This window comes from Albidovulum inexpectatum (assembly GCF_002927635.1).
Classification (GTDB): Bacteria; Pseudomonadota; Alphaproteobacteria; order Rhodobacterales; family Rhodobacteraceae; genus Albidovulum; species Albidovulum inexpectatum.
This window is the reverse complement of the sequence record NZ_PRDS01000004.1, coordinates 118,021-144,483: the sequence shown is the minus strand read 5'-3', so window position 1 is coordinate 144,483 and position 26,463 is coordinate 118,021. Positions and strand designations below refer to the sequence as shown.

At 62.5% G+C, this 26,463-nt stretch carries 26 protein-coding genes; 23 read left to right on the top strand and 3 right to left on the bottom strand.

What is annotated here, in order from left to right; genetic code table 11:
• Positions 1 to 70 precede the first annotated feature (70 nt).
• Positions 71 to 757 (bottom strand): GntR family transcriptional regulator, encoded by a 687-nt coding sequence (locus tag LV82_RS07735; protein ID WP_104070532.1) that lies wholly within the window; start codon positions 755 to 757, stop codon positions 71 to 73.
• Between the two features lie 286 nt (positions 758 to 1,043).
• Between LV82_RS07735 and LV82_RS07730 the strand changes: the two genes are divergently transcribed.
• The 10 genes from LV82_RS07730 (at position 1,044) to LV82_RS07685 (ending at position 12,136) form a co-directional block, all read left to right on the top strand.
• On the top strand, positions 1,044 to 2,144 hold the full coding sequence (locus LV82_RS07730; RefSeq protein ID WP_104070810.1) for an ABC transporter ATP-binding protein: 1,101 nt from the start codon (positions 1,044 to 1,046) through the stop codon (positions 2,142 to 2,144).
• Between the two features lie 7 nt (positions 2,145 to 2,151).
• Positions 2,152 to 3,147: an ABC transporter permease gene (locus LV82_RS07725; protein WP_104070530.1), complete on the top strand. Its 996-nt coding sequence runs from the start codon at positions 2,152 to 2,154 to the stop codon at positions 3,145 to 3,147.
• Positions 3,148 to 3,157: 10 nt separating this feature from the next.
• Positions 3,158 to 4,039, top strand: coding sequence for a carbohydrate ABC transporter permease (locus LV82_RS07720; protein WP_104070528.1), 882 nt, complete (start codon positions 3,158 to 3,160; stop codon positions 4,037 to 4,039).
• 54 nt (positions 4,040 to 4,093) lie between these two features.
• Positions 4,094 to 5,632 carry an extracellular solute-binding protein gene (locus tag LV82_RS07715; protein ID WP_211289178.1) on the top strand — a complete coding sequence of 513 codons (1,539 nt, stop codon included), beginning with the start codon at positions 4,094 to 4,096 and terminating at the stop codon, positions 5,630 to 5,632.
• Positions 5,633 to 5,717: 85 nt separating this feature from the next.
• Complete coding sequence (locus LV82_RS07710) at positions 5,718 to 8,075, top strand: DUF4962 domain-containing protein (RefSeq protein ID WP_245873112.1); 2,358 nt, start codon at positions 5,718 to 5,720, stop codon at positions 8,073 to 8,075.
• A complete protein-coding gene (locus tag LV82_RS07705; protein ID WP_104070522.1) occupies positions 8,072 to 8,815 on the top strand; it encodes an SDR family NAD(P)-dependent oxidoreductase in 744 nt (247 codons plus the stop codon). The genes LV82_RS07710 and LV82_RS07705 overlap by 4 nt, the downstream gene beginning before the upstream one ends.
• Positions 8,816 to 8,864: 49 nt before the next feature.
• Positions 8,865 to 9,848 (top strand): TRAP transporter substrate-binding protein, encoded by a 984-nt coding sequence (locus tag LV82_RS07700; RefSeq protein WP_104070519.1) that lies wholly within the window; start codon positions 8,865 to 8,867, stop codon positions 9,846 to 9,848.
• Entirely contained in the window at positions 9,845 to 10,468 is a 624-nt protein-coding gene (locus LV82_RS07695; RefSeq protein ID WP_245873111.1) for a TRAP transporter small permease, read from the top strand. Before LV82_RS07700 ends, LV82_RS07695 begins: the two co-directional genes overlap by 4 nt.
• Positions 10,468 to 11,748 carry a TRAP transporter large permease gene (locus tag LV82_RS07690; RefSeq protein WP_104070518.1) on the top strand — a complete coding sequence of 427 codons (1,281 nt, stop codon included), beginning with the start codon at positions 10,468 to 10,470 and terminating at the stop codon, positions 11,746 to 11,748. The genes LV82_RS07695 and LV82_RS07690 overlap by 1 nt, the downstream gene beginning before the upstream one ends.
• Before the next feature lie 76 nt (positions 11,749 to 11,824).
• Positions 11,825 to 12,136 (top strand): cupin domain-containing protein, encoded by a 312-nt coding sequence (locus LV82_RS07685; protein ID WP_104070516.1) that lies wholly within the window; start codon positions 11,825 to 11,827, stop codon positions 12,134 to 12,136.
• A 63-nt stretch (positions 12,137 to 12,199) separates the two neighbouring features.
• Here the strand turns inward: LV82_RS07685 and LV82_RS07680 are convergent, their stop codons facing one another.
• Positions 12,200 to 13,648 carry a polysaccharide lyase family 7 protein gene (locus LV82_RS07680; protein ID WP_170063382.1) on the bottom strand — a complete coding sequence of 483 codons (1,449 nt, stop codon included), beginning with the start codon at positions 13,646 to 13,648 and terminating at the stop codon, positions 12,200 to 12,202.
• A gap of 577 nt (positions 13,649 to 14,225) precedes the next feature.
• On the opposite strand from LV82_RS07680, the gene urtA reads away from it, so the two are divergent.
• The 13 genes from urtA (at position 14,226) to ureG (ending at position 25,257) form a co-directional block, all read left to right on the top strand.
• Positions 14,226 to 15,515 carry an urea ABC transporter substrate-binding protein gene (urtA, locus tag LV82_RS07675; RefSeq protein ID WP_104070512.1) on the top strand — a complete coding sequence of 430 codons (1,290 nt, stop codon included), beginning with the start codon at positions 14,226 to 14,228 and terminating at the stop codon, positions 15,513 to 15,515.
• 110 nt (positions 15,516 to 15,625) lie between these two features.
• Complete coding sequence (urtB, locus tag LV82_RS07670; RefSeq protein ID WP_245873110.1) at positions 15,626 to 17,248, top strand: urea ABC transporter permease subunit UrtB; 1,623 nt, start codon at positions 15,626 to 15,628, stop codon at positions 17,246 to 17,248.
• Between the two features lie 2 nt (positions 17,249 to 17,250).
• A complete protein-coding gene (gene urtC, locus LV82_RS07665) occupies positions 17,251 to 18,357 on the top strand; it encodes an urea ABC transporter permease subunit UrtC (RefSeq protein WP_104070510.1) in 1,107 nt (368 codons plus the stop codon).
• Positions 18,354 to 19,094, top strand: coding sequence for an urea ABC transporter ATP-binding protein UrtD (gene urtD / locus LV82_RS07660; RefSeq protein ID WP_104070508.1), 741 nt, complete (start codon positions 18,354 to 18,356; stop codon positions 19,092 to 19,094). The genes urtC and urtD overlap by 4 nt, the downstream gene beginning before the upstream one ends.
• 2 nt (positions 19,095 to 19,096) lie before the next feature.
• Positions 19,097 to 19,792 carry an urea ABC transporter ATP-binding subunit UrtE gene (gene urtE, locus LV82_RS07655; RefSeq protein WP_104070506.1) on the top strand — a complete coding sequence of 232 codons (696 nt, stop codon included), beginning with the start codon at positions 19,097 to 19,099 and terminating at the stop codon, positions 19,790 to 19,792.
• Positions 19,793 to 19,799: 7 nt separating this feature from the next.
• Entirely contained in the window at positions 19,800 to 20,588 is a 789-nt protein-coding gene (locus tag LV82_RS07650; protein WP_170063381.1) for an urease accessory protein UreD, read from the top strand.
• Between the two features lie 9 nt (positions 20,589 to 20,597).
• Entirely contained in the window at positions 20,598 to 20,900 is a 303-nt protein-coding gene (locus tag LV82_RS07645; protein ID WP_104070502.1) for an urease subunit gamma, read from the top strand.
• A 35-nt stretch (positions 20,901 to 20,935) separates the two neighbouring features.
• The gene (locus LV82_RS07640; RefSeq protein ID WP_146065143.1) at positions 20,936 to 21,514 is read left to right on the top strand and encodes a HupE/UreJ family protein; all 579 of its coding nucleotides are present in this window, start codon (positions 20,936 to 20,938) and stop codon (positions 21,512 to 21,514) included.
• Positions 21,515 to 21,525: 11 nt separating this feature from the next.
• Positions 21,526 to 21,834 carry an urease subunit beta gene (locus tag LV82_RS07635; RefSeq protein ID WP_104070498.1) on the top strand — a complete coding sequence of 103 codons (309 nt, stop codon included), beginning with the start codon at positions 21,526 to 21,528 and terminating at the stop codon, positions 21,832 to 21,834.
• Positions 21,831 to 23,540 carry an urease subunit alpha gene (gene ureC, locus LV82_RS07630; RefSeq protein WP_104070496.1) on the top strand — a complete coding sequence of 570 codons (1,710 nt, stop codon included), beginning with the start codon at positions 21,831 to 21,833 and terminating at the stop codon, positions 23,538 to 23,540. The genes LV82_RS07635 and ureC overlap by 4 nt, the downstream gene beginning before the upstream one ends.
• Before the next feature lie 4 nt (positions 23,541 to 23,544).
• On the top strand, positions 23,545 to 23,985 hold the full coding sequence (locus tag LV82_RS07625) for an urease accessory protein UreE (RefSeq protein WP_104070494.1): 441 nt from the start codon (positions 23,545 to 23,547) through the stop codon (positions 23,983 to 23,985).
• Positions 23,975 to 24,625 carry an urease accessory protein UreF gene (locus LV82_RS07620; RefSeq protein WP_104070493.1) on the top strand — a complete coding sequence of 217 codons (651 nt, stop codon included), beginning with the start codon at positions 23,975 to 23,977 and terminating at the stop codon, positions 24,623 to 24,625. Before LV82_RS07625 ends, LV82_RS07620 begins: the two co-directional genes overlap by 11 nt.
• Positions 24,622 to 25,257, top strand: coding sequence for an urease accessory protein UreG (gene ureG, locus LV82_RS07615; protein ID WP_104070491.1), 636 nt, complete (start codon positions 24,622 to 24,624; stop codon positions 25,255 to 25,257). Before LV82_RS07620 ends, ureG begins: the two co-directional genes overlap by 4 nt.
• A gap of 134 nt (positions 25,258 to 25,391) precedes the next feature.
• Here ureG and LV82_RS07610 read toward each other — a convergent pair whose 3' ends face one another.
• Positions 25,392 to 26,462, bottom strand: a complete 1,071-nt coding sequence (locus tag LV82_RS07610) for a DUF1513 domain-containing protein (protein WP_104070489.1) — start codon at positions 26,460 to 26,462, stop codon at positions 25,392 to 25,394.
• Position 26,463: the final 1 nt, after the last annotated feature.

Genomic DNA, 26,463 nt, shown 5'->3' with positions numbered 1-26,463 from the left:
TTCGTCCTGTTGCGGCCGCGTGGGCCGCCCCGGTGCTGTATGCAGGAAGATTCAGGCCGGCGGAGCCCGTCTATTCCGGCTCGAAGAATTCGGTGTGGTTTGCCGATATGTGCGCGATCGTCTCGTCCAGACGAGATAGATGGATCATTCCATGCTCGACCGCGCGATCAGGATCGTTTGCCTGTATCGCGGCCGCGATCGCCCTGTGATCGGCAACCAGGTCCGGCATGCGATGCTCTTTTGAAAGGCTCAGCACGCACAGCCGATCGACCTTGGATTTCTCGGCGCGGATGACGTCGAAGGCGAAATCGACCCGCCCGATGCGACACAGGGTTTCATGAAACTCGTAATCAAGAATGCCGAAGGCATCCGTATCCCTTGCCTCAAGCGCCCGCTCCTGCCGCTTCAGATGCGCGTCAAGACTCTTGCCATCCTGCGCCGTACACCGCTCGGCCGCCAGGCGCAGGACCTCCTTTTCGATGGCTGCCCGGACAAAGCGTGCCTTGACAATTTCGCGCATCGAGAAACGCTTGACCTCGGTGGCGCGCTGCGGCCTGATCAGCAACAGGTTCAGATTGGCCAGCCGATTGAACGCGTCCCGCACGGGCTGACGCGATATGCCGAACTGGGCGGCTATCTCTGCCTCGGAAATCTTGTCACCGGGCTTCAGCCGCAGGGAAATGATTTCATCATAGAGATAATCGAATACATCGTCGACACTGGTACGACGTGCGTTCAGTTTTGCCAATGGGGTCATGCCTGACGCCCCCGCCTGTATGTTTCTACACCTTGTGGATCACCTGGAGCGTAACGCCCGCTGCATGTCGAACCGTTGCTCAGCCATGCATCAGTGCCCGCCTGTCAAGCTACCGGACCAGGTTGGTCCATTCACGTTCCTTTGTTCTCGACAGAGCCGCCCTTGTCAAGGATGAAAATTATACTAGTCGACCAGTCAATTTGCTAGTATCCCAGTATTCCAGACAGCGAATCATCTATCGCCAGCAGGGGGCGCGGCGACAACGATGATCCCGATGGGAGGATACATGTCAGGCGTGAAACTTGACAGGGTGGTCAAGACTTACGGAGCCGTGCAGGTCGTCCACGGCATCGATCTGCATATCAAGCCGAAGGAATTCGTCGTTCTGGTCGGGCCGTCGGGATGCGGCAAGTCAACGACGCTTCGCATGATAGCCGGTCTCGAGGAAATATCTGGCGGGACCATCGCCATCGATGGGCGGGTGGTGAACAGGGTCGCGCCAAAGGACCGCGACGTCGCGATGGTGTTTCAGAACTACGCGCTTTACCCGCATCTGAGCGTGGCCGAAAACATCGCATTCGGTCTGCGCATTCGTCGCACCCCGCGTGAAGAGATCCGCAGATCGGTCGCCGAAGTCGCCGAGATCCTGGGCCTGACCCAGTATCTTGAGCGCCGCCCGGCCGATCTGTCCGGGGGCCAGCGCCAGCGCGTTGCCATGGGACGGGCCATCGTTCGCCACCCCAAGGTCTTTCTGTTCGACGAGCCCCTGTCCAACCTTGATGCCAAGCTGCGCACGCAGATGCGTGCCGAGATCAGGCGCCTGCACAACCGGCTGGGCGTGACATCGATCTACGTCACCCATGACCAGGTCGAAGCGATGACGCTGGCCGATCGGATCGTCGTGATGAACGGGGGCCGTATCGAGCAGATCGGGACGCCCATGGAACTTTTCACCAACCCTGCCAATCTGTTCGTCGCCGGGTTCATCGGCTCTCCGCCGATGAACCAGTTGCGCGGGCGGGTGGTGCGCGATGCAGATGGCCCTGCGGTGATGATCCGGGACATACGGGTCCGGCTGCCGCGCGATGTTTCGGTCGAGGACAGCCAGGAGGTACTGTTGGGCGTGCGCCCCGAACACGTCCTGCTGGCCGCGCGCTCGAATGCAACGCCGGTGCCGATTTCGCTCGACCTTGTCGAACCCCTCGGGTCCGAAGCGCTGCTTCATGCCGAGATTCACGGACAGCCTTTCGTGATCAAGGCGCCCACGCAAGGCGATGTTGGCCGCTTCTCGGGTCTGGACATGATCCATCTGCCTGCCGAGGAGCTGAAAGTGTTCGACGCCGAAACGGGCAGGTCGCTGATCACGCATCAGGTCAGCGGGGGGTAACGGTCATATGCGCGAAACACAGGAAAGCACTTCCCTGACGACCGAAGAGCTGGTCATCGAAGCCCGGGAGTCGCTGCGCGACAGGATCCGACGGCGCGCGGTCTGGGCGGGGGACCATTTCCGGCGCGAATGGCAGCTTTATGTGATGCTGGCGCCGGCGATCATCTGGTTCGTGGTGTTTCTCTACAAGCCCATGTATGGGCTGCAGATCGCCTTCAAGGACTATTCGATCTTTCGCGGCATTTCCGGCAGTCCATGGGTCGGGCTGGAACATTTCCAGCAGCTTTTCACGAACGACCAGTTCCTGCGCGCGATCAAGAACACGCTGGCGATCAGCGCATTGAACCTGCTGTTCGGCTTTCCCGCGCCGATCATCCTGGCGCTGTTGTTCAATGAAATCCTCAACCGGACCTACAAACGGACCTGTCAGACGATCGTCTACCTGCCGCATTTCATTTCCTCGGTCATCATTGCCGGCATCGTCATCACAGCCTTTTCCCCATCCGCGGGGATCGTGAACACCGCCCTGCGCTGGCTGGGGATGGAGCCGATCTATTTTCTGACGCGGCCGGAATGGTTCAGACCGATCTTCGTCGGCACCGGCATCTGGCAGGAGGCCGGGTTCGGGTCGATCGTCTTCCTGGCCGCGATCGCGGGGATCAACCCGGCGCTATATGAAAGTGCCGTCGTCGATGGCGCCAGCCGGTGGCAGATGATGTGGAAGATCACCCTGCCATCCATCCTGCCGACGATCCTGATCATGCTGATCATTCGTATCGGCAACATCATGGAGGTGTCATTCGAACTGATCATCCTGCTGTATCGCCCGGCGACCTACGAGACGGCCGATGTGGTGAACACCTTTGTCTATCGCCAAGGCCTTCAAAGCGGCCAATACGACCTTGCTGCCGCGGCGGGCCTGTTCAATGCCGTCGTCGCATTCGTCCTGGTAATGCTGGCAAACACGCTGTCTCGGCGCCTGTCGAAGACGTCATTGTGGTGAGGGGGCAGGAATGACTCAGTGGAACATGTATTCGCGCGGCGACAAGATCTTTGCGATGACCTGCGCGATTCTTGTGGGAATGTTTACCGCGGCGACGCTCTATCCCTTCATCTATATCGCGGCGGTCTCCTTCAGCTCTGGTTTCGCCGCCACCGCCGGCAAGGTCGTGCTGACACCGATCGACTTCACCGTCGAGGCCTATCGGTTCATCCTTGGCGATCCGCGCTTCTGGAACAGCTACAAGAACACCTTCATCTATACGATCGGTGGCACGGCGATGAGCCTGGTCCTGATCATTCCGGCCGCCTATGCGCTTTCGCGCCCTCAACTGGTCGGCCGGCGCTTCTGGAACCTCTTCATCGCCTTCACCATGTGGTTCAACGCCGGGATGATCCCGTTCTTCCTGAACATGCGCGACCTGGGATTGCTGGACAGCATGTTCGGCATCATCATCGGCTTTGCCGTAAACGCGTTCAACATCATCCTGCTGCGCAATTTCTTTGAATCCATTCCGCGCAGTTTCGAAGAGGCCGCCCGAATGGACGGGGCGAATGAATTCCAGGTACTCTGGAAGGTCTTCGTCCCCCTGGCAAAACCCGCCATCGCAACGATCACGCTGTTCTGCATCGTGTCGCGCTGGAACGGATTTTTCTGGGCGATGGTCCTGCTGCAAAGCGAGGAAAAGATCCCGCTGCAGGTCTTTCTTCGGCACACGATCGCAAATCTCAGCGACACCGAAGAATTCGCAATGACCGCACTGGATGCAAGTTACAGCGCGGAAACGATCACGGCCGCGATCATCGTCTGTTCAATCCTGCCCGTGCTGATCGTTTACCCCTTTATCCAGCGATACTTTGAAAAGGGGATCCTGCTGGGCGGGGTGAAAGAGTGAACCGCAACACTCGATACTTGAAAGGGAGGAACTGCAAGTATGCGTAGATCAACAATGAGCATGCTCCTGCTTGCGGCGGCTTTGCCCGCCAATGCGAACGAGCATCTGAGGATCGTCGACGAACCACTGGAGCTGACGATCCAGATGAACCACGAACGATATCCCTTCTATGACGAAACCTGGCCCGTCGAGCAGCAAGCGCGGGAATGGACCGGCATTCATCTCAAGGATGCCACGGTCGGCGCGAACATGCGCTCCAGCTCGTCCTCGGGACAGAACGAGGTGCTCAACCTGATGCTGGCCTCGGGCAACATCCCCGACATCGTGGGCGCCTCGAACATCAAGGATTTCGTCAACCGCTATGGCCCCGAAGGCGCGTTTCTGCCACTCGACGATCTGATCGACGAACACGCTCCGCACATCAAGGCATTCCTGGACGAACGGCCCGAATTGCGCAGCGCGATCACGGCCTCGGACGGGCACATCTACTATGTGCCGTATTTCCCCGATGGCAAATATGCCCGCGCCTATCACATCCGCTATGACTGGCTTGAAAAGCTGGGGCTCGAAGTGCCGCAAACGGTCGAGGAATTCGAGGAGGTCCTTCGCGCCTTCAAGACACAGGATCCGAACGGGAATGGCCTGCAGGATGAAATCCCCTATTTCGCCCGCGAATGGCCCGAGCTGATCCGGCTGGTAACGCTGTGGGACGGGCGCTCGTCGGGATCCGATATCCGGCACGACTTCTATGTCGAGGACGGAAAGATCAAGCATCCCTATGCGGGCGAAGGATACCGTGAAGGGATCAAGAACCTTGCCCGTTGGTACCGCGAAGGCCTGATCGACCCGGAAGTCTTTACCCGCGGTTCCTCGGCGCGCGATTACCTGCTTTCCGAAAACCTGGGTGGTGCGACGCACGACTGGTTTGCATCGACCGCCGATTACAACAAGCTGTCGGCCGAAATTCCGGGCTTCGAGTTCAAGGCAATGCCACCGCCTGCCTCCGTCTCGGGCCGCCGGATCGAGGAAAACCGCCGCATTCCTGTGAAACCCGACGGTTGGGCGATCGGTTACACCAACAAGCACCCTGTCGAAACGATCAAGTATTTCGATTTCTGGTTCACCGAGGAAGGCCGGCGCCTGGCCAATTTCGGAATCGAAGGTCAGCAATATGACATGATCGACGGCAAGCCGGTCTTCAAGCCCGAATTCCTGGCCCAGGGACCGGTCAACCGCTCTCTTTACCAGATCGGCGCACAGCTTCAGGCACGTGGCTACTGGCAGGACTACGAATATGAACGCCAGTGGACCAATGAAATCGCCCTGTGGGGAATCGATCTGTACGAGCAGGGCGACTACCTGATCGACCAGTTCCTTGGCGTGTCATTCACGCCCGAGGAACAGGAAGTCTATGATCGTTACTGGGGCTCGGTGCTGGACTACATGCTGGAGCGCCAGCAGAGCTGGATCCTTGGCAACGGCGATGTCGAGGCCGAGTGGGACGACTATCTCGCTCAGCTCGACAAGCTGGGTCTTAGCAATGTGCTCGAGGTCATGCAGTCCGCATACGACCGCCAGTACGGTAACAAGTAACGACTTCCTGCAATCCGCGGAGCGCCCGGCAGCGGCGCTCCGCTTCTCTGCCTCCCCGCAATTCACTCAGCAAATGGAGCGCACGGTGAACGAGAACCGTCTTCCCGAACTTGACGAACCGCCAGCGGGCCGACTGACCATCCGGTATACCCCGGACAGCGACACCGAAATCGTCGAAAATCCCCCGCGCTTTACCTGGCTGCCGGTGATCGAGGACGAGGCGCATTACGTTCTTCGGATTTCCCGTTCTGCCGATTTTCCCAAGAATGACACAACGACCTATGGGCCGCTGCCCCTGAACTTCCATACACCGGACGCGCCGCTGGAGACGGGAACGTGGTACTGGAGCTATGCCGTCGCCGACCCGCGGTCCGGCAAACCGGTCTCGCGGTGGAGCAAGGTCAGAAGCTTTGTCGTCACCCCGGATCTGCCGCAAACACCCCTGCCCTCGCGCAAGGACCGGTTTGCAAAGGCCACGCTGGCCCGCCCGCGCCTGTGGATGACGCCCGAGCGCCTTGAGGGTTTCCGCAAGGAAATCCGGGAAGACCCTGACCGATATACCTGGTCCACCTTCTATGAAAAATCGGTCCGCCCCTGGATGGATCGCGAGATCATGGCCGAGCCGGCGGGATATCCCGGCCACAAGCGCATCGCCTCGATATGGCGGAAGACCTATATCGAATGCCAGGAATTGCTTTACGCGATCCGCCACCTTGCCATCGGCGGCACCGTCACGGAAGACGAAGCCATGCTGGAGCGGGCGCGGGAATGGCTTCTGGCCGCGGCCAGTTGGGACCCGAACGGCACGACCTCGCGCGCCTATACCGATGAATGGGCATTCCGGGTGAACCTCGCCCTGGCCTGGGGCTATGACTGGCTGCATGACCGTCTGACCGAGGACGAGCGCAAGCATGTGCGGGATGCCCTGCTGGCGCGAACGCGCCAGACTGCGGACCACGTCATGCGCAATGCCAGCATCCACATCTTCCCCTATGACAGTCACGCGGTGCGCGCGGTATCGGCCGTCATCATCCCGGCATCGATCGCATTGCTGGGCGATGCGCCCGAGGCCGAAGAATGGCTGCACTATGCCGTCGAGTTCCTGTTTACCGTCTATTCGCCTTGGGGGGACAATGACGGCGGCTGGGCCGAGGGTCCGCATTACTGGATGACCGGCATGGCCTATCTGATCGATGCGGCAAACCTTCTGCGCAGTTATGCCAGGATCGACATCTACCGCAGGCCCTTCTTCCAGAAGACCGGCGATTTTCCCCTGTACACCAAGGCCCCCGACACCCGACGTGCCACCTTCGGCGACGATTCCACGATGGGCGATCTTCCTGCCATCAAGATCGGCTACAACCTGCGGCAGTTCGCGGGCGTGACCGGCAAGGGCGCCTATCAATGGTACTATGACGAAATCCGTCGCACCAATCCCGGAACCGAAATGGAATTCTACAACTGGGGCTGGTGGGACTTCAATTTCGACGAGCTTACCTATCGCACCGACTATCCCGTCATCCAGGCAACCGAGCCGGAAGACGGGATGCGATGGTTCCGCGGCATCGGCTGGGTCGCGATCCAGAAGGCCATGGCCGACCCCGACAGGCACATACAATTCGTGTTCAAGTCATCGCCATACGGGTCGATCAGCCATAGCCACGGTGACCAGAATGCCTTCTGTCTTGCAGCCTTCGGCGAAGATTTGGCGATCCAGTCGGGCCATTACGTGGCCTTCAACTCGACCATGCATCAGAACTGGCGCCGCCAGACACGTTCGAAGAACGCAATCCTGATCGATGGCAAGGGGCAATATGCCGGCAAGGACAAGGCCCTTGCGATGCAGGCGACGGGTCGGATCGTGACCGCCGAAGATCGTGGCGATCACATCTTCATCCGTGGCGATGCCACGCAGGCCTACAGGACCCTGACGCCCGAGGTGACGCGGGTCGAAAGGGACATCTATTTCGTCCATGGCGAATATTTCGTGATCGTCGATTCCGTCGATGCCGAACGCCCCGTCGCGATCGACTGGCTGTTGCATGCGAACGCGCCGTTTCAGCTTGGCGAAAGCACGTTCCGCTATTCGGGAACGCGCGCGGGTTTTTACGGCAAGGTATTGTGGTCCGAAGCCGGCCCGCCCGAGCTGTCGCAGTTCACCGGATTCCCGGACGTGGACCCTTCGGAAATCGAAGGCCTGCCCGAAAGCACCTGTCTGACAGCGCGCTTTCCCAAGGCCATACACCACAGGATTGCAACCCTGATCGTCCCGTACCGACTGTCCGCGCCGCGCCGGGTTTTCTGTTTCCTCGACGACCAGGGTTACGACTGCGACCTCTACTTCACCGATGCAGAGGAACGCAGCTTCAAGGTTGTCGTGCCCAAGACCTTCGACCCGGGCACGGCTGAAAGATCGGAACGCAAGGAAGGACAAAAGAAATGACACTCGAGGGCAAGACGGCAATCGTGACGGGTGGTGGGCGCGACATCGGCAAAGCATGCGCGCTCCGGTTGGCCCAGGAAGGCGCCAATGTCGTCATCAGCTACCATGCATCGGCAAAGGGCGCCGACGAGACCGTCTCGCAGATCCGCAGCGCGGGCGGCAAGGCCTTGGCGGTACAGGCCGATCTTGGCAGCCAGGAAGCCGTGGACGCACTTGTCTCGAAAACCGTCGAGGAGTTCGGCCGGATCGACATCCTGGTCAACAATGCCGGCGGCCTGATCGCCCGAAAGACGATTGCGGAGATGTCGGAAGACCACTGGCATGCCGTGATGGATCTGAACCTGACAACCGTTTTCCGCATGGTAAAGGCGTGTCTGCCACACATGATGAAGGGCGCGATCGTCAACCTGGCCAGCCAGGCCGGACGTGACGGCGGCGGCCCCGGCGCGGCGGCCTATGCCGCGGCCAAGGGCGCGGTGATGACCTTGACGCGCGGCCTGGCCAAGGAGCTGGGCCCGGATATTCGCGTGAACGCGGTGTGCCCCGGCATGATCGACACCGATTTCCACAACACCTTTACCAAGACCGAAGCGCGGCGCCATGTGGCCAGCATCACGCCGCTGAAGCGCGAAGGCCGGCCCGAGGAAGTGGCCGAACTGGTGTGCTTCCTTGCGTCGGATCGTTCGTCCTTCATGACCGGGACGAATGTCGACATCAATGGCGGGCTGCTCTTCTCCTGAGCGGCCTGCGCCTGTTCAATGACCAAGCAAGAACCAAGGGAGGAATGCAATGCTTGACAAACTGGGACGCGTCGTTGCCGGCGCCGCCATCGCGGCTGCCATGTCCATGGGAATGGCAGCCGCCGAGGAATGGAAAGGCTGGAACATCCATGTCGAAGGCTATCCGAACACGGTGGCCATGGATCGTTTTGCCGAACTGGTCGCCGACAAGACCGGCGGCGAAATAACGGTCCAGATGTTCCATGGCGGCGTCCTCGGCAGCCAGTCGGACGCAATCGAGCAATTGCGGCTTGGCGCGATACAGGTGGCCAATTTCAACCTTGGGCCGATCGGGCCGATCGTGCCCGAGGCAAACGTCGTCTCGCTGCCCTTCATATTCAAGGATGTGGACCACATGTTCCGTGTCCTGGACGGTGAAGGCGGCAAGATGATTGCCGATGGCATGGCGCGCAGAGGGATCCTGCCCTTGGCCTGGTTCGATGCCGGCGCACGGTCCTTCTACAATACGGTCAAGCCTATCAATACGCCAGAAGACGTCGCAGGCATGAAGGTTCGGGTGATGAACAACGACCTGTATTCGGGCATGATCGAACAATTGGGCGGCAATCCCTCGCCCATGGCCTTTGGCGAGGTGTACCAGGCGCTGAAGACCCGGGTCGTGGATGGCGCGGAAAACAACTGGCCGTCCTACGAATCGACCGGTCATTACGAGGTCGCCGGCTATTATTCGCTCAGCGAACATCTCATCATTCCCGAATGCCTGTGCGTGAACACCGACACGTTCAATGCGCTGGACGAGACGCAGCAGGCCGCCGTCCGTGAGGCCGCGTTGGAGGCCGCGGCGCTGCAGCGCGAATTGTGGGCCAAGCGCGAAGAGGAAAGCCGCGCCAAGGTCGAAGCTGCCGGCGTCAAGGTGAACGAGATCGCCGACAAGACGCCGTTCCAGCAGGCGATGGCCCCGGTCTATGAAAAGTTCCTTCAGGCCAATCCCGATCTGCGGCAACTGGTCGAGACGATCCAGAACACGGAATGATCACCGATCATGTGATCGGGCCTGTGACCTTCGGGTCCGGGCCCGATCCCTGTGAAGGGAACAAGGCCATGCATTGCGTGACATCAAGCGGGCGCCCCGTGCCCGTAGCGCTGAGAGTACTTGAACGGTTCCTTGATATCCTGGCCCGGACTTGCCGGGTGATCACCGGATTCTCGCTGGTCTTTCTGACCGCAATCTTCGGCTGGCTGGTCTTTGGCCGCTACGTTCTGAACGCGACACCGACTTGGGTCGAACAGGCTGCCCTGATCCTGGTGATGACCATCGCCTTTCTCGGCGCCGCCGTGGGGGTTCATGAAAACGGCCATCTGTCCGTGATGATGCTGCGCGACGCCTTGCCGCGCCGATGGAACGCAGCTCTTGCCTTGGCCAGCGACATCATTCTTGGAGCCTTTGGCGTCTTGATGGCGGTTTTCGGCGCCCGCCTGACGCTGTTCAAATGGGATACGATGATCCCGCTGCTGAACCTTCCCGAAGGACTCCGATCGCTTCCGCTGACAATATCCGGGGGCCTGATCTTCCTGTTCTGCCTTGGCCATGTCGTGCGGCGCCTGGCATGCCCCGGCCGCACCGATCCCCTCCATAACCAGCAAGGTATCTGATGGGACTCTTCCTTCTTCTGGGCAGCTTTGCCCTGTGCGTCGCGATCGGTGTCCCGGTGGCCTTTGCACTGGGCATTTCGGCAATACTGGGCTTCTGGTGGGAAGGCCTGCCGCTTGTTGTCGGCTTTCAACGGATCATATCCGGCATCAATGTCTTTTCGCTGATGGCAATTCCGTTCTTCATCTTCGCCGGAGAGCTGATGTTCCATGGCGGCATTGCCCAGCGACTGGTCCGTTTTGCCTCGGCCGCGGTCGGCGCCGTGCGGGGCGGGCTTGGCATCGTCAATGTCTTTTCATCGATGCTGTTTGGCGGAATATCCGGTTCGGCGGTGGCCGACATCTCGGCGCTGGGATCGATCCTTATCCCGGTGATGAAGGAAAAGAAGTATGACGCCGACTATGCGGTTAACGTCACCGTTACTTCGTCGATTGCCGGTATCGTCATCCCGCCGAGCCACAACATGATCATATACGCCATCGCCGCGGGAGGCGGGCTTTCGATCTCGAAACTGTTCCTTGCGGGCGTGCTGCCGGGCATCCTGATGTGCCTGTGTCTGGCCGTTGCGGCCTATGTCATCGCGGTACGCCGAGGCTATGCAGCCGAGCCCTTCCCAGGCTGGAAAGCCCTGGGCTACAGCTTTGTCAGCGCCATACCCGGCCTGTTTACCGCAGTCATCATCGTCGGCGGTGTATTGTCCGGAATTTTCACCGTCACGGAATCGGGTGCGTTTGGCGCCATCTATGCCTTCCTGGTCACCCTGCTGGTCTATCGCTGCCTGACATGGAGGAATTTCGTGACCGCGGTCCGAAATTCCGTACGCACGACGTCGATGGTCATGGTACTGATCGCCTGCGCGGGCGCATTTGCCTACATGCTGACATTCTACCGTGTGCCCAACCACATGGTCGAGCTGATGACGGGCCTGACGGACAACCCGATACTGATCCTGTTGATGGTCAATGTCATCCTGCTTGTCCTGGGCATGATCATGGACATGGCGGCGCTTATCCTGATCTGTACGCCGATCTTCCTGCCGGTCATGAACTCGATCGGCGTGGACCCGATCCAGTTCGGGATGATCCTGATGGTCAATCTAGGCCTTGGGTTGTGCACCCCGCCCGTCGGGTCCTGCCTGTTCGTGGGCTGCGCGGTCGGTCAGCTGCCGATGGAGAAGGCAGTGCGCACGATCTGGCCGTTCTATCTGGCCATTCTGGTGGCACTGGCTTTGATCACCTTTGTTCCGGCGATCTCGCTTGCCCTGCCCGAATGGCTTGGATGATCCGAACTTGCAAGCCGGACCCTGCGCCCCGGGGCGCGCGTCCGACACATGAATTCCAACCGCCAAGGAGGTTCAGATGTCCAACTATCCCATCGTCGAAACCGGCGCGGGCGTCACGCGCCAGGTTCTGGCCGACCATCCCGAACTGATGGTCGTGGCCTTTCGATTCGACCGTTCGGGGGCCGAGGGCGCATTGCACGCGCATCCGCATGTCCAGTCGACCTATGTCGAAAGCGGTCGCTTCCGGTTTCGGGTCGGTGAACGCGAATTCGAGGTTTCCACCGGCGACAGTTTCGTGATCCCGTCGGGCGTCGAACACGGCTGCATCTGCCTCGAGCCTGGAAAGCTGATCGACTGTTTTACACCGCGCCGGGACGATTTCCTGTAGATCGCTTGGTCACGGCAACGGGCAACACGGTCGCGCGAAATGTCTTCGCGCGACCGTTCTTGTTCAGTTATGCTCTACTTCGAGCTCGTAGAATGTGACCTGATCGAAGTCCCGTTCCGGCCAGGGCGACGAATTGTTCTGCGAATATGCGCCGGCCTTGAAGTACATGAAGTCGTTCATGGTCGAATAACCACTGTCCACCATGTCGTATTTGGCGGTGACTTCACTGCCGTCCTCGCGCGTGATGGTGACCTGCAGGATCGGGTGCGCAGTACCATCGACCTGTTCCGAAAAGGTTCGGATCTCGTATTCGAAGATTTCGTCCAGCGCGATTCCATCGGCGGGATTTTCCGCGTGATCGGACCGGGACCCGATCATTTCGACCCAGACATCGTCCTTGCCGACGGGCTCATGCGCGAAATAGATCGATCCGCGACTGTTCTGTGGCAGCTTGCGGTAATACAGCCGAACCGGTTCGTCGTCCTTGGCGTGGATCTGGCCGATGATGACCCGCCCGACTTTCGAGGAATCGCCAAGGCGCGTGACCTGATTGACCGCCAGACGCGCACGCATCACGCCGTCTACGCCACCGGCCAGCTGCTTGGCTTCTTCGGGCGCGGTTGACAGAACCCAGTTGTTCTTGTTCGGGGTTCCGTCGTCGTTGCGCGTTGCGATCGTTTCATCCCCGCCGCGCAGCATCTCGCGCAGCTCGGTGCGGAAATAGCTGGAATTCGGCGTGGTCTTGCCATTCGCGGTGGAGACGCGGAACACCATTCCGCCTGTTGCCGGATCCGTATAGAAGAACTCGGTATCCGAAAAGTCCTGCAGTTCGTTCTCCTCGATCTCGTCGACCTTGCCATTACCGTCGCGATCGACCGGCAGGGTCAGCTTCCAATGGGTCAGATCGAAGTTTTTCGCCGGCGGCACGTCGGTGCGCAACCCGAATGGGCTGACATTCTTCGTGATCGCCTGTTGTGACCCGTCATCGATCGAGGCCAGCTCGCCGCTGCCGCAGCCATAGGCGTGCACCTCAAGGATGCTGTTCCATTCGCTGCTCTCGTTTCCAAGGCCGACGACGCGGATGAAGCGCGCGTTCGTGTCGGCAACGTCAAAGCGTTCAATCGCGGTGCTGTTGCCGCTCGAGATCGCCTCCTCCAGGATCGGCGCGTAGGTCGTACCATCGACAGAGGCTTCGACCCGGAACCGGCTGCGGCGCTCATTGCCCTTGTAGAAGGCCAAACCGATCTCCTTGACCAGCTGCGGCTCTCCAAGGTCAAGCTCGAGCACCTTCTCGCCTTTCGAGGACCAGCGCGAGTCGTTGTCAAACGACCCGTCGATCGCCCTCGCCGGACCGTACTCCTTGTCAAAGCTGCCGTCGTCGGTCGCCGCGACAATCTTCAGCGGGCTGACATTGCTGCATTCCTGCGCCGCCGCTTGGCCCGCCGTCAACCCGACTGCGATTGCGCATGACGTCACAAGATACGGGACGGCCCGTGGTGAAGTGATGAACATTCGTGTCTCCTCCCTACACATGACACGCAACAGGTGATACTAGTATCCCACTAATCACGCAAGTAGCGATCGTGCAATCGCTGGCGACACCGCCCCTGGCGATTTCCCTGCCCCGATCCAGGCTGCAGAGCAAGGATATCAGTGGGCCCCGGAATGCGGCCAGTCCCCGACTTGGCAGCAGACGCGGCCAGACAGCACGCATGGGGCGCCTCGGCCCATGCCCGGCTGAGCAGGTTCTTTCGCCCTGACCGTCGCGATCCTGCCCGCTTTGGGCGCAAATTGCCGTGTCCCTGCCTGTTCGATGGGCAAGTTTCCTCAAGCCGGCCAGCACCACGCGCCGCGTCTTGACGCAATTGCACATGGGCAATCAGCCTGACCCTGAAGCGCCAACCGCGGAGCAAGGACGGGCAATTCCGACGGATCTGTGGCCCAGGGGTCCGGCCATGCCCACGGTCAGTGCGGGAACGCAAAGGATACGTGCCGTCAGGTCCGACACGAAGGCGCCGGCGCCACATGGCACCGGACAGGGTCAATCTGCGCACGAACGGTAACCGCAATGCAAACAGGGGCATGGAACATGAAACGGAGACAATTTCTGAAGGGCAGCGTCGCGGCCTCGGCATTTCTGGCGGCGCCCGCGCTGGTGCGCGCGCAGACTGCCCCCATCAAGGTCGGGATCCTGCATTCGCTGTCAGGCACGATGGCAATTTCCGAAACCACGCTCAAGGACGTGATGCTGATGCTGATCGAGCAACAGAACCGGGCGGGCGGCCTGCTTGGCCGCCCCTTGGAAGCCGTGGTCGTCGACCCCGCCTCGGATTGGCCGTTGTTCGCCGAAAAGGCGCGCGAGCTGATCGAGAAGGACCAGGTCGCCGCGGTCTTCGGCTGCTGGACCTCCGTCAGCCGCAAGTCCGTGCTGCCGGTGTTCAAGGAGTTGAACAACCTGTTGTTCTACCCCGTGCAATATGAAGGCGAGGAAAGCGAACGCAACGTTTTCTACACCGGCGCCGCGCCCAACCAGCAGGCCATTCCGGCGGTCGATTATCTGATGAGCGAGGATGGCGGCGGCGTCGAGCGCTGGGTACTGGCCGGCACCGATTACGTCTATCCGCGCACCACGAACAAGATCCTCGAAGCCTATCTGAAGTCGAGGGGCGTGGCGCCCGAGGACATCATGATCAACTACACCCCGTTCGGCCATTCCGACTGGCAGACGATCGTCTCGGACATCAAGGCCTTCGGCTCGGCGGGCAAGAAGACGGCCGTGGTCTCGACCATCAACGGCGATGCCAACGTGCCCTTCTACAAGGAGCTGGCCAATCAGGGCATCTCGGCCGAGGACATTCCCGTGGTCGCCTTCTCGGTCGGCGAGGAGGAACTTGCCGGGCTCGACACCGCCCCGCTTGTCGGCCATCTCGCGGCCTGGAACTATTTCATGTCGGTGGACACGCCCGAGAACGCCGACTTCATCGCCAAATGGCATGCCTTCATCGGCGACGAAAGCCGTGTGACCAACGACCCGATGGAAGCCCATTACATCGGCTTCAACATGTGGGTGAAGGCGGTCGAGAAGGCCGGCACGACCGACCCGGACGCGGTGATCGACGCCATCGTCGGCGTATCGGTGCCGAACCTGACCGGCGGGTTTTCAACCATGATGCCCAACCGCCACATCACCAAGCCCGTGCTGGTGGGCGAAATTCAGGAAAACGGGCAGTTCTCGGTAGTGTGGGAAACGCCCGGCCTTGTGGTCGGCGACGCATGGTCGGACTACCTGCCCGACAGCGCGAAATTGATCTCCGACTGGCGCGCGCCGATGTCCTGCGGAAACTTCAATGTCGAGCTGGGCCGCTGCGGCGGCGCCTGACGCGCGCGGCCAAGGGGCCGGACCGGCGACGGGCCATATGGCGGCGGGGCCAGGACCCCGCCCCCATTCCCGCCGCCCCCTGAAACCAAGGTGACCTCTCAACGGGAAAGATGAAGATCGTGCTCTGCCTGCCCTTTCGCCCGTATCTCGCGGCCCTGCTGATGGCCCTTTTGGTGGTGCTGCCTGCCGCAGGCCGCACCGCCGGTTTTGAAGAGCTCGTGGAGCGCCTGCCCCACGGCAGCTACGCGGACCGCGCAAAGGTGATTGACGCAATCTCACGTACCGGCGACCCGCGCGCCGCCGAGGTGCTGAACGCGCTGCTCGAGGGGCGGCTGCATGCGCGCAAGGATGACGGGCGGATCGTCATCCTTGTGGACAGCGCTGGCGGCGCGACGGCCATCGATGCGCTCAGCGGCGAAAACCTTGGCGGGGTGCTGGCCGGCAGCACCGAGAAGATCAAGACCAACAATCGTCTGCGCGGGATGCTGCGCACGGCGATCGGGGCGCTGTCGCTGATGAGCCCGGATCGCGAAACGCGCTTGATGGCGGCGCAGTCGGTGTTCGCGAGCGGCGATCCGGCTAACATCGAAGCCCTGGATGCCGCGCTGGCGGCCGAGTCTGACAGACAGGTCGCCACCGCGCTGGCCGAGGCCCGCGCAGTGGCGATCTTGGACACCGACGCCCCGGTGGAGGAAAAGCGCGCCGCCGTCGCGATCCTGCGCGCGCGCGGCGATGCCGCGGCACAGGCGGCGCTTGCGCCCCACGCCTCCGACCCCGCGATCGGCAACGAGGTCAGGGAGGCGCTGTCCCGGATCGAACAGGCTCAGCGGGTGTGGGCCATTGCCCAGAATGTCTGGTACGGGCTGTCGCTGGGATCGGTGCTGATGCTCGCCGCGATCGGGCTTGCCATCACCTTCGGGGTGATGGGCGTGATCAACATGGCCCATGGCGAGCTGGTCATGCTGGGCGCCTACACGACCTTCGCCGTGCAGGAGGCGATCCGGGGTGCCGCTCCCTGGCTGTTCGACTGGTCGCTTCTGATCGCCGCGCCGCTGGCGGTGCTGGTCGCCGGCAGCGTGGGCATCGCCATCGAGCGCGGGATCGTGCGCCATCTCTATGGCCGCCCGCTCGAGACGCTGCTGGCCACATGGGGCGTAAGCCTGATCCTGCAACAGGCGGTGCGGACGATCTTCGGACCGAACAACCGCGAGGTCGGCAACCCGTCCTGGATGTCCGGCGCATTCGAGATCGGGCAGATGACGGTGACCTGGAGCCGGCTGTGGATCCTGATCTTCGCGCTCGCCGTCTTCTTCGCCCTGCTGCTTGTGCTGCGGCGCAGCTTCTTCGGACTGCAGATGCGCGCGGTGACGCAGAACCGTCCCATGGCCGCCGAAATGGGCATCGATACCGGCCGCATCGACGCCCTTACCTTCGGGTTGGGCGCCGGCATCGCCGGGCTTGCGGGCGTGGCGCTGAGCCAGATCGACAATGTCAGTCCCAATCTTGGACAAAGCTACATCGTCGACAGCTTCATGGTCGTCGTCTTCGGTGGCGCGGGGAACCTGTGGGGCGCCTTTGCCGGGGCCTTTGGCCTTGGCATCACGAACAAGCTTCTCGAGCCCTGGACCGGCGCGGTGCTGGGCAAAATCCTGATGCTCGTCTTCATCATCCTCTTCATCCAGAAACGGCCGCGCGGGCTGTTCGCCCTACGCGGGCGCGCGGCGGAGGCTTGAACATGGCCCGTTTGATCGACCGCCGCATGGGCGTTTTCCTCGCCGGGCTGTTCATCCTGACCGTGGCGCTGCCCATGGCCAGCTCGGCCGCCGCAGGTCAACTGGTGCCGGCCTATCTTGTCAGCCTGGTCGGCAAGTATCTGTGTTACGCGCTGCTTGCCGTCGCGCTTGATCTGGTTTGGGGCTTTTGCGGCATCCTCAGCCTTGGCCACGGCGCCTTCTTCGCGCTCGGGGGCTATGCGATGGGGATGTATCTGATGCGCCAGATCGGCCCGCGCGGCGTCTATGGCGACCCGGTTCTGCCCGATTTCATGGTGTTCCTGAACTGGCAGGAGCTGCCCTGGTTCTGGCTTGGCTTCGACCGGTTCTGGTTCGCCGCGCTTATGGTGATGGCGGCGCCGGGGCTTCTGGCCTTCGTGTTCGGCTGGTTCGCCTTCCGCAGCCGCGTGAGTGGTGTTTACCTGTCGATCATCACCCAGGCGATGACCTATGCCCTGATGCTTGCCTTCTTTCGCAACGAGATGGGCTTTGGCGGCAACAACGGGCTGACCGACTTCAAGGACATCCTTGGCCTTGACCTGACCGCCGCCTCGACGCGGACGGGGTTGTTCGTGGCCTCGGCGGTGGCCTTGGCGGGGGGCCTTATGATCGCGCGATGGATCACCGCATCACGGCTTGGCCGGGTGCTCGTTGCGATCCGTGACGCCGAGGAGCGCACGCGCTTTCTCGGCTACCGGGTCGAGCACTACAAACTTTTCGTCTTCACCGTCTCGGCAGCGATGGCGGGCGTGGCCGGTGCGCTTTACGTGCCGCAGGTCGGAATCATCAATCCCGGCGAATTCTCGCCCGCCAATTCCATCGAGATCGTCATCTGGGTCGCGCTTGGCGGGCGGGGAACGCTGATCGGCGCCGCGCTCGGCGCATTTCTCGTGACGCTGGCGAAAACCGTCCTGACGGGCTGGTTGCCCGAGTTGTGGCTGTTCGCACTGGGCGGGCTGTTCATCATGGTCACCCTTTGGCTGCCGGGTGGCGTGTTGGGCGCGATCGAAACCGGTCTGACCCGGCTGCGCGCATTCGCTTCGATGCGGACAAAGGAGATCGAAACATGAGCGGATCGCTCCTTTATCTGTCGGGCGTCACCAAGAGCTTTGATGGATTTGCGGCGATAAACGGCCTGTCCCTGGTAATCATGCCAGGCGAGTTGCGCGCCGTCATCGGCCCCAACGGGGCCGGCAAGACGACGATGATGGACATCATCACGGGCAAGACCCATCCCGATCGCGGCCAGGTCTTCTGGAAGGAAAAGGTGGATCTGAGCCGCATTGACGAAGTCGCCGCAGCGCGTCTGGGAATTGGTCGGAAATTCCAGAAACCGACCGTTATCGACAGTCTGACCGTGGCCGAAAACCTCGAACTGGCGCTGAAGGGTCAGCGGGGCCTGACAGCACGCCTGTTCGGCCGTTCCAGCCGGACCATGCATGCCGATATCATGCAGATCGCCGATCGGATCGGGCTGGCCGCGTCACGCAACGACCTTGCCGGCACTTTGTCGCATGGGCAAAAGCAATGGCTGGAGATCGGGATGTTGCTGGCGCAGGATCCCGACCTGATGCTGGTCGATGAACCCGCGGCGGGCATGACCGACGAAGAAACCATGCGCACCGCCGAGCTTCTGCGCAGCATCGCCGGCCACCGGGCGGTCATCGTCGTCGAACATGACATGGACTTCGTGCGCGCGCTTGGGTGCAAGGTCACGGTCTTGCACCAGGGGCGCGTGCTGGCCGAAGGCCCGCTCGATTTCGTTTCCGCCAATCCCGAAGTGATCGAAGTCTATCTGGGGCGCTAGGAATGCTGGATGTCAGGAATGTCGATCTGTTCTACGGCGCCAGCCAGGTGCTGAGATCCGTCTCGCTGAAGGCACAGCCCGGCAAGGTGACAGCCGTCATGGGCCGCAACGGCGTGGGCAAGACCTCGCTGATCCGCGCGATCTGCGGCCGACTGCCGGTCGCGAGCGGTCAGATCCTGTGGAACGGGACCGATGTCGCGCGTTGGCCCGCATACAGGCGCGCAAGGAACGGTTTTGCCACCGTTCCCCAGGGGCGCGAGATCTTCCCGCAACTTACGGTGCGCGAGAACCTGCAAACCGGCCTTGCATGCCTGCCACGAAGCGAAAGGCGCATACCTGAATCGGTTCTGGACCTGTTCCCTGTCCTGCGGGAAATGATGGACCGACGTGGTGGCGATCTGTCCGGGGGCCAGCAGCAACAGCTTGCCATCGCGCGTGCATTGGTGACGCGCCCTCGCCTTTTGGTGCTGGACGAACCGACCGAGGGCATCCAGCCGTCGATCATCAAGGACATTGGCAGCGCGATCGCATGGCTGCGCGATCGCGGGGACATGGCCATCATACTGGTCGAGCAGTATTTCGACTTCGCGCGCGATCTGGCCGACAGTTTCGTCGTGATGGACCGCGGCGAAGTCATCCAGGCGGGCCTGCGCGAAGAAATGGTCGAGAGCGATGTTCGTGAATTGCTTGCCGTCTGAGGGCGCGGTGCGCTTGCAGCGCGCGCGCGGCGCGGTGGCAATCAGCCGGGTCGGAACCCGGCTGGGGCGGTTGAAACAATCGGGCTGTGGCCGTCTGCTATTGCCCAGAACCCATGATGGGCAAAGTCTTGGGGTCATCCTGAACACGGCTGGCGGCCTGACCGGAGGCGATCGCTTCCTGATTGCGGCCGAAACCTCGGACGGCGCGGCCCAGGTGCTAACGACACAGGCCGCCGAAAGGATCTACCGCAGCATCGGCGGCACGGCCGCGATCGCGACGCGCCTGAAAATTGGGCATGGCTGCTCGATCTCGTGGCTTCCACAGGAAACGATCCTGTTTCAGGGCGCGGCACTGGATCGGACGATTGACGTCGAGATGGCCGAGGATGCTCGATTTCTGGGTGTCGAAACCGTGGTGTTGGGGCGCAAGGCGATGGGCGAACAGGTCACAAGATCATGGCTGAGGGATCGCTGGCGAATCCGGCGCGGCGGGCGGCTGTGTCACGCCGAGGCGCTGCGAATGGGGGGCGAGCTGGGCGAGACGACGCATGACCCCGCCTTGCTGGCCGGCGCTCAGGCGTTCGCGCTGATCGTGCTGGTGGACCGCAACGCCGAAGCGATGGTGTCACGGGTGCGCTCTGCCCTGCGCGAGGCCACGCCGCGCGCGGCGGCGTCGGCCTGGGACGGCCGGCTGGTGGTGCGCGTGTTGGGCGACGATCTTGCGCCGGTCAAGCGGTTGCTGGCGCACATCTTGCCGGTGCTGGGCGCCACCGTACCGGCGGTATGGCAATATTGAGGAAGACGGATGCGACTGACACCGCGTGAAAGGGACAAGCTTCTGGTCAGCGTCGCCGCGATGGTTGCGCGCGCGCGCAAGGCACGGGGCGTGAAACTGAACCACCCCGAGACCATCGCCCTGATTACCGATTTCGTCGTCGAGGGCGCCCGTGACGGGCGCAGCGTGGCTGACCTGATGGAAGCCGCCGCGAATGTGGTCACGCGCGAGGATTGCATGGAAGGGGTGCCGGACATGATCCACGAGGTGCAGGTCGAGGCAACATTTCCCGACGGCACCAAACTGGTGACCGTACATCACCCGGTCCGGTGAACGATGCAGAGACGATCGACAAAGGAGAATTCACCATGAATTTGCGCGCTGTTGGTTCCGTGATCCCGCTCGCGCTGGCGGGTCCGGCCTGGGCCCATGCAGGGCTACATCATGATCAATCCTCGCTGGTCGCGGGGCTTCTCCACCCTATTGGCGGCACCGATCACCTGTTGGCGATGATCGCGATCGGCCTTTGGGCGGCGATTTCGGGGGGGCGTACAATGCTTGCCCTGCCGGCAAGCTTTCTGGCGTCAATGACGGCGGGCTTCGGCCTGGCCCTGGCAGGCGTGGCCCCGCCCATGGTCGAGCCCGCAATCCTGGGCTCGCTGATGGTTCTGGGTACGCTTGTGGCCCTGTCGGTGCGGCTGCCCGACGCATATGCCTGCGCGCTGGTCGCCCCGATGGGCCTTGCGCACGGGATCGCGCATGCGAACGAACTGGGCGGAAGTTCCGCGCCCGTCTTTCTTGTCGGTTTCATTGTCACGACGGCGCTGCTGCATCTTGTCGGGCTGATTGCGGGGGCCGTTCTTGCCCGCCCGGGTGCGACCTTGGCCACGCGCGCAACAGGCGGCATCGTCTGCATTCTGGGTGGCAGCCTGATCATTGCCGGTTGAAGGAGAGTTCGATGATACCCGGTGAAGTCCTGCCCGCCGATGGCGAAATCGTCCTGAACGATGGCCGGGAAGCCATCACCCTCGAGGTCGTCAATACCGGCGACCGGCCAATCCAGGTGGGGTCGCATTATCATTTCTTTGAAGCGAACCCGGCATTGTCTTTCGACCGCGTGCAAGCCCGGGGCAGACGGCTGGACATTCCTGCCGGCACTGCCGTCCGCTTCGAACCCGGCCAACGGCGCCAGGTGCGCCTGATCCCCTATGCCGGGATGCGCCGGATGTTCGGTTTCAACGCATCTGTCATGGGGGCACTGCAATGACCACGCGTATCAGCCGCGCGGCCTATGCCGACATGTACGGTCCGACCGTCGGCGACCGCGTGCGCCTGGCCGATACCGACCTGATCATCGAGGTCGAGCGCGATCTGACCATTCATGGCGAAGAGGTCAAGTTCGGAGGCGGCAAGGTGATCCGCGACGGCATGGGACAATCTCAGGTCAGCCGCGCGGCGGGCGCAATGGACACGGTGATCACCAATGCCCTGGTGATCGACTGGACGGGGATCTTCAAGGCCGATATCGGATTGCGCGACGGGCGCATCGCCTGGATCGGCAAGGCGGGCAATCCCGACACCCAACCGGGCGTGGACATCGTCATCGGACCGGGCACCGAGATCATCGCCGCCGAAGGCCGGATCGTCACCGCGGGCGGATTCGACAGCCATGTCCACTTCATCTGTCCGCAGCAGGTCGAGGATGCGCTGCATTCGGGATTGACGACCATGTTCGGCGGCGGCACGGGTCCGGCGCATGGCACGCTGGCCACCACCTGCACGCCGGGACCGTGGCATATCGGGCGGATGCTGCAGGCGGTCGATGGTCTGCCGATGAACTTCGGCTTTGCGGGCAAGGGGAACGCCTCGCTTCCCGCCGCGCTTGTCGAGCAGGTCGAAGCGGGGGCCTGTTGCCTCAAGCTGCACGAGGATTGGGGCACGACTCCTGCGGCGATCGACTGTTGCCTTTCGGTCGCGGACGATCACGACGTCCAGGTGATGATCCATACCGACACGCTGAACGAATCGGGCTTCGTCGAAACCACCATCGCTGCGCTGAAGGGCCGCACGATCCATGCCTTTCACACCGAGGGCGCGGGCGGCGGCCATGCCCCCGACATCATCCGGCTGGCCGGCGAAGCCAATGTGCTGCCCGCCTCGACCAACCCGACCCGGCCCTACACGGTGAACACGCTCGAAGAGCATCTCGACATGCTGATGGTCTGTCACCATCTCGACAAGAGCATCCCCGAGGACGTGGCCTTTGCCGAAAGCCGGATCCGGCGCGAGACCATCGCCGCCGAGGACATCCTGCACGACATGGGCGCATTTTCCATCATCGCGTCCGACAGCCAGGCCATGGGCCGCGTGGGCGAGGTCATCATCCGCACGTGGCAGACCGCCGACAAGATGAAGAAACAGCGCGGCCGACTGCCCCAGGAGACGGGCGAGAACGACAATTTCCGCGTCCGCCGCTATATCGCGAAATACACCATCAACCCCGCCATCGCGCACGGGATCGGACACGAGATCGGCTCGGTCGAAACAGGCAAGCGCGCCGACCTGGTCCTGTGGGACCCGGCCTTCTTCGGCGTCAAGCCCGACATGGTGCTGATCGGTGGCGCCATCGCCATGAGCCAGATGGGCGATCCCAACGCCTCGATCCCGACGCCGCAGCCCGTGTATTCGCGCCCCATGTTCGGCGCGCTGGGGCGTTCGGTGACCGAAAGTTGCGTCACCTTTGTCAGCGCGGCCGCGCAGGCAAAGGATATCGGCACAAGGCTTGGGCTTGCCCGCAGCACCGCGGCAATAAGCGGCACCCGCGACATAGGCAAGTCCGCGATGCGCCTGAACGATGCGCTGCCCGTGATCGAAGTCGACCCCGAAACCTACGAAGTTCGCGCCGATGGCGACTTGCTGACCTGTGAACCGGCCAGCGAGCTGCCGATGGCGCAACGCTATTTTCTGTTTTGAACCCATGCACGTATGTCACACCATCCTTCGCGCCAAGGTCGGCATCCGCGCCGAAAGCCGCATCACCCTGACCCATGAAGAACGTTTCCTGCGCCGCAAGGTCCTGACGACCGAAGCAGGGGAACAGGTGCTTGTCGACCTGCCCAAGGCGGTGTCCCTGCGGGACGGAGACGCGCTTCAACTGGACGACGGACGCGTGGTTGCCATCCATGCCGCCAGCGAACCATTGCTGGAGCTGCGTGGGGATCTGGCCCGGCTTGCATGGCATATCGGCAACCGGCACACGCCATGCCAGATCGAAGCCGGGCGGCTGCTGATCGCGCGGGACCATGTTTTGCGCGACATGCTTGCACATCTTGGCGCAACGATCCGCGAAGTCACTGAACCCTTCGAGCCCGAGTCAGGCGCCTATGGCCACGGTCGCACCCACGGTCATGCCCACTGAAGCGGCGATACTCCTGCGTCTCGCGCGGTGGCTTGGGCCTGGATTTCCCACCGGGGCGTTTGCGTGGTCGCACGGGCTGGAAACGGACATCGCCGCGGGGCGCGTTTCCGACGGGCCCGGTTTCGCGCGCTGGCTGCGCGCAATCATCACCAAGGGCGCAGGTCGCAACGACGCCATATTGCTGGCCTGCGCGTGGCGCGCGCAAGACGCGGCAACATTGGATGAACTGGCCGATCTTGCCACGGCCCTGGCCCCCGGAAGCGAACGCCACGCCGAAACCCGTGCGCAAGGCGCCGCATTTGCGGCCACGTTGGTAAACGCCGGCGAGCTCGATCTGCCTGCCCTGCCCCTGCCCATTGCAGTGGGTTCGGCGGCCCGCGCGGCCGGCCTGCCTCTGCACGAAACCCTGCTACTGCACCTTCAGAACTTCGCGATGAACCTTGTCACCATCGCGGTTCGTCATATCCCTCTGGGCCAAAGCGAAGGACAGGCCATTCTCGCAGATCTCGCGCCGCTCATCATCGAAATTGCCGACGAAGCCGCCCGGTCCGGCCTGGACGACTTGGGCGGCTGCACACTTGGCGCCGATCTTGCAAGCCTCGAACACGAAAACCTTCCAACAAGGATATTCCGGTCATGATCTCTCCCAACGGCCCGCTGCGCGTGGGTATTGGCGGCCCCGTCGGCGCGGGCAAAACGACCCTTACCGAAATGCTGTGCCGGGCATTGGCCCCCAGACTGTCCATGGCGGTAATCACAAACGACATCTACACACGCGAGGACGGCGAATATCTCATGCGCGTGCAGGCCTTGCCGATGGATCGCATCCGGCCGATCGAGACCGGCGGATGCCCCCATACGGCAATTCGCGAGGACGCTTCGATCAATCTTGCCGCAGTGGCCGAACTGCAGGCCCGTTTCCAGGATCTGGCGCTGATCCTGATCGAATCCGGAGGCGACAATCTGGCGGCCACGTTCAGTCCCGAACTGGTCGATGCAACGATCTACGTCATCGACGTTGCGGCGGGCGGCGACATTCCGCGCAAGGGCGGCGCGGCATTGACGCGCTCGGACCTGCTCGTGATCAACAAGACAGACCTGGCCCCGCATGTCGGAGTTTCGATGGACCGGTATCGCGACGATGTCGAGGCGATGCGCGGCGGGCGACCCTATGTCCTTGCCGCCTTGCGCCATGGCCAGGGGGTCGATCACGTGACGCGGTTTCTCGAACGTGCCTGCGGACTGACGATTCCCGAAACCGGCGCCGCCTGAAAGGCGGCCATTGCAAGCCCCGGGGGCCAACCCCCTGACCGCCCGCCAACGACTACCGGCGCGCGGCGCCCTGGCCTGACTGGACGCACCACCCGGTGCAACCCCCGCATCGCGCCGCCCGTCGCGGTCCGCGATCACAAGACGACAACATGGTTGTCCCAGGCACAATCCTGCCGCGCCAGCGGTTCGCTCCTGCCCTGTACGATGGCGATCAATCCGCCCAGGCCGTCGCTGGCCAGGAACCCGTCTTCGCGCGGGGCCAGCCCACAGACATCCATCCGCCGGACCGCCCCCTGGAAGTCCCCTTCCTCTGCGAAGCGATGGACACGCCCGCCCTTTGGCGATGAGATCGCGATCTCGCGCCCATCGCCCGAAAAGGCGACGCTGCCGGCATAGCCCTGCATGGCCAGCGCCTCGGCCAACGGGGCCTCGAGCAGCCTTGGGGCCGATCCGCGCCGATACAGCCCCAGCAGCGGCGGCACCTCGGCCGGGTCGCCTTCCCATTGCATGGCAAAGCCGACCAGCCCGTCCGGCCTGACCGCCAGGTGGCGGATCGAATTCTTCCACAGTTCGGCAGGCAGCTCGACCTGGTCAAGCAGCTCTCCGGTAAGGTTCAGGCAGGTCAGGTTCGGGCGCATGGTCGCGATGTTCAGCTTGCGCCGGTCCTGCGGGTCGGTCGCGATCCCGCCATTGGCCACGATCAGCGCACCGCCATCCGGCATCAGACGGATTTCATGCGGCCCGATCCCGCCCGAGCGCAGCTCGCCCACGCGGCGATAGCCCGCGCGGACATCCCAGATGCCGATGCGGCCCTCGCTGGTATCGGCCAGCTGCTCGCTGGTGAAAAGCAGATCGCCACTGCCCGCAAAGCAGCCGTGACCGTTGAAATGGTTGCCATCAGGCGGCGACAGCCGGTGCAGCACAGCGCCTGTCCGGCAATCCAGCACCAGCGCGAACAGGCCGGGCCTGCGGGCAAAGACCACGGCTTCGGCCCGGGCGGGATGCGCGGCCCCGGCATGAGCGCGCGCCGGCAGGCCGACGCGAAAGGTCGTTTCGCCGGCCGGATCGATCCCGTAAAGCGCGAATGTGCCGTCCGGGTCCCGGGCCGCGGCAAGATAGGCGGGGTTTCCGACGGCCGCCCATCCCATGCGGGGCGCCATGGCCGCCGCGGCAAGGGCCGCGATGAAGCCGCGTCTTGTGGTCATG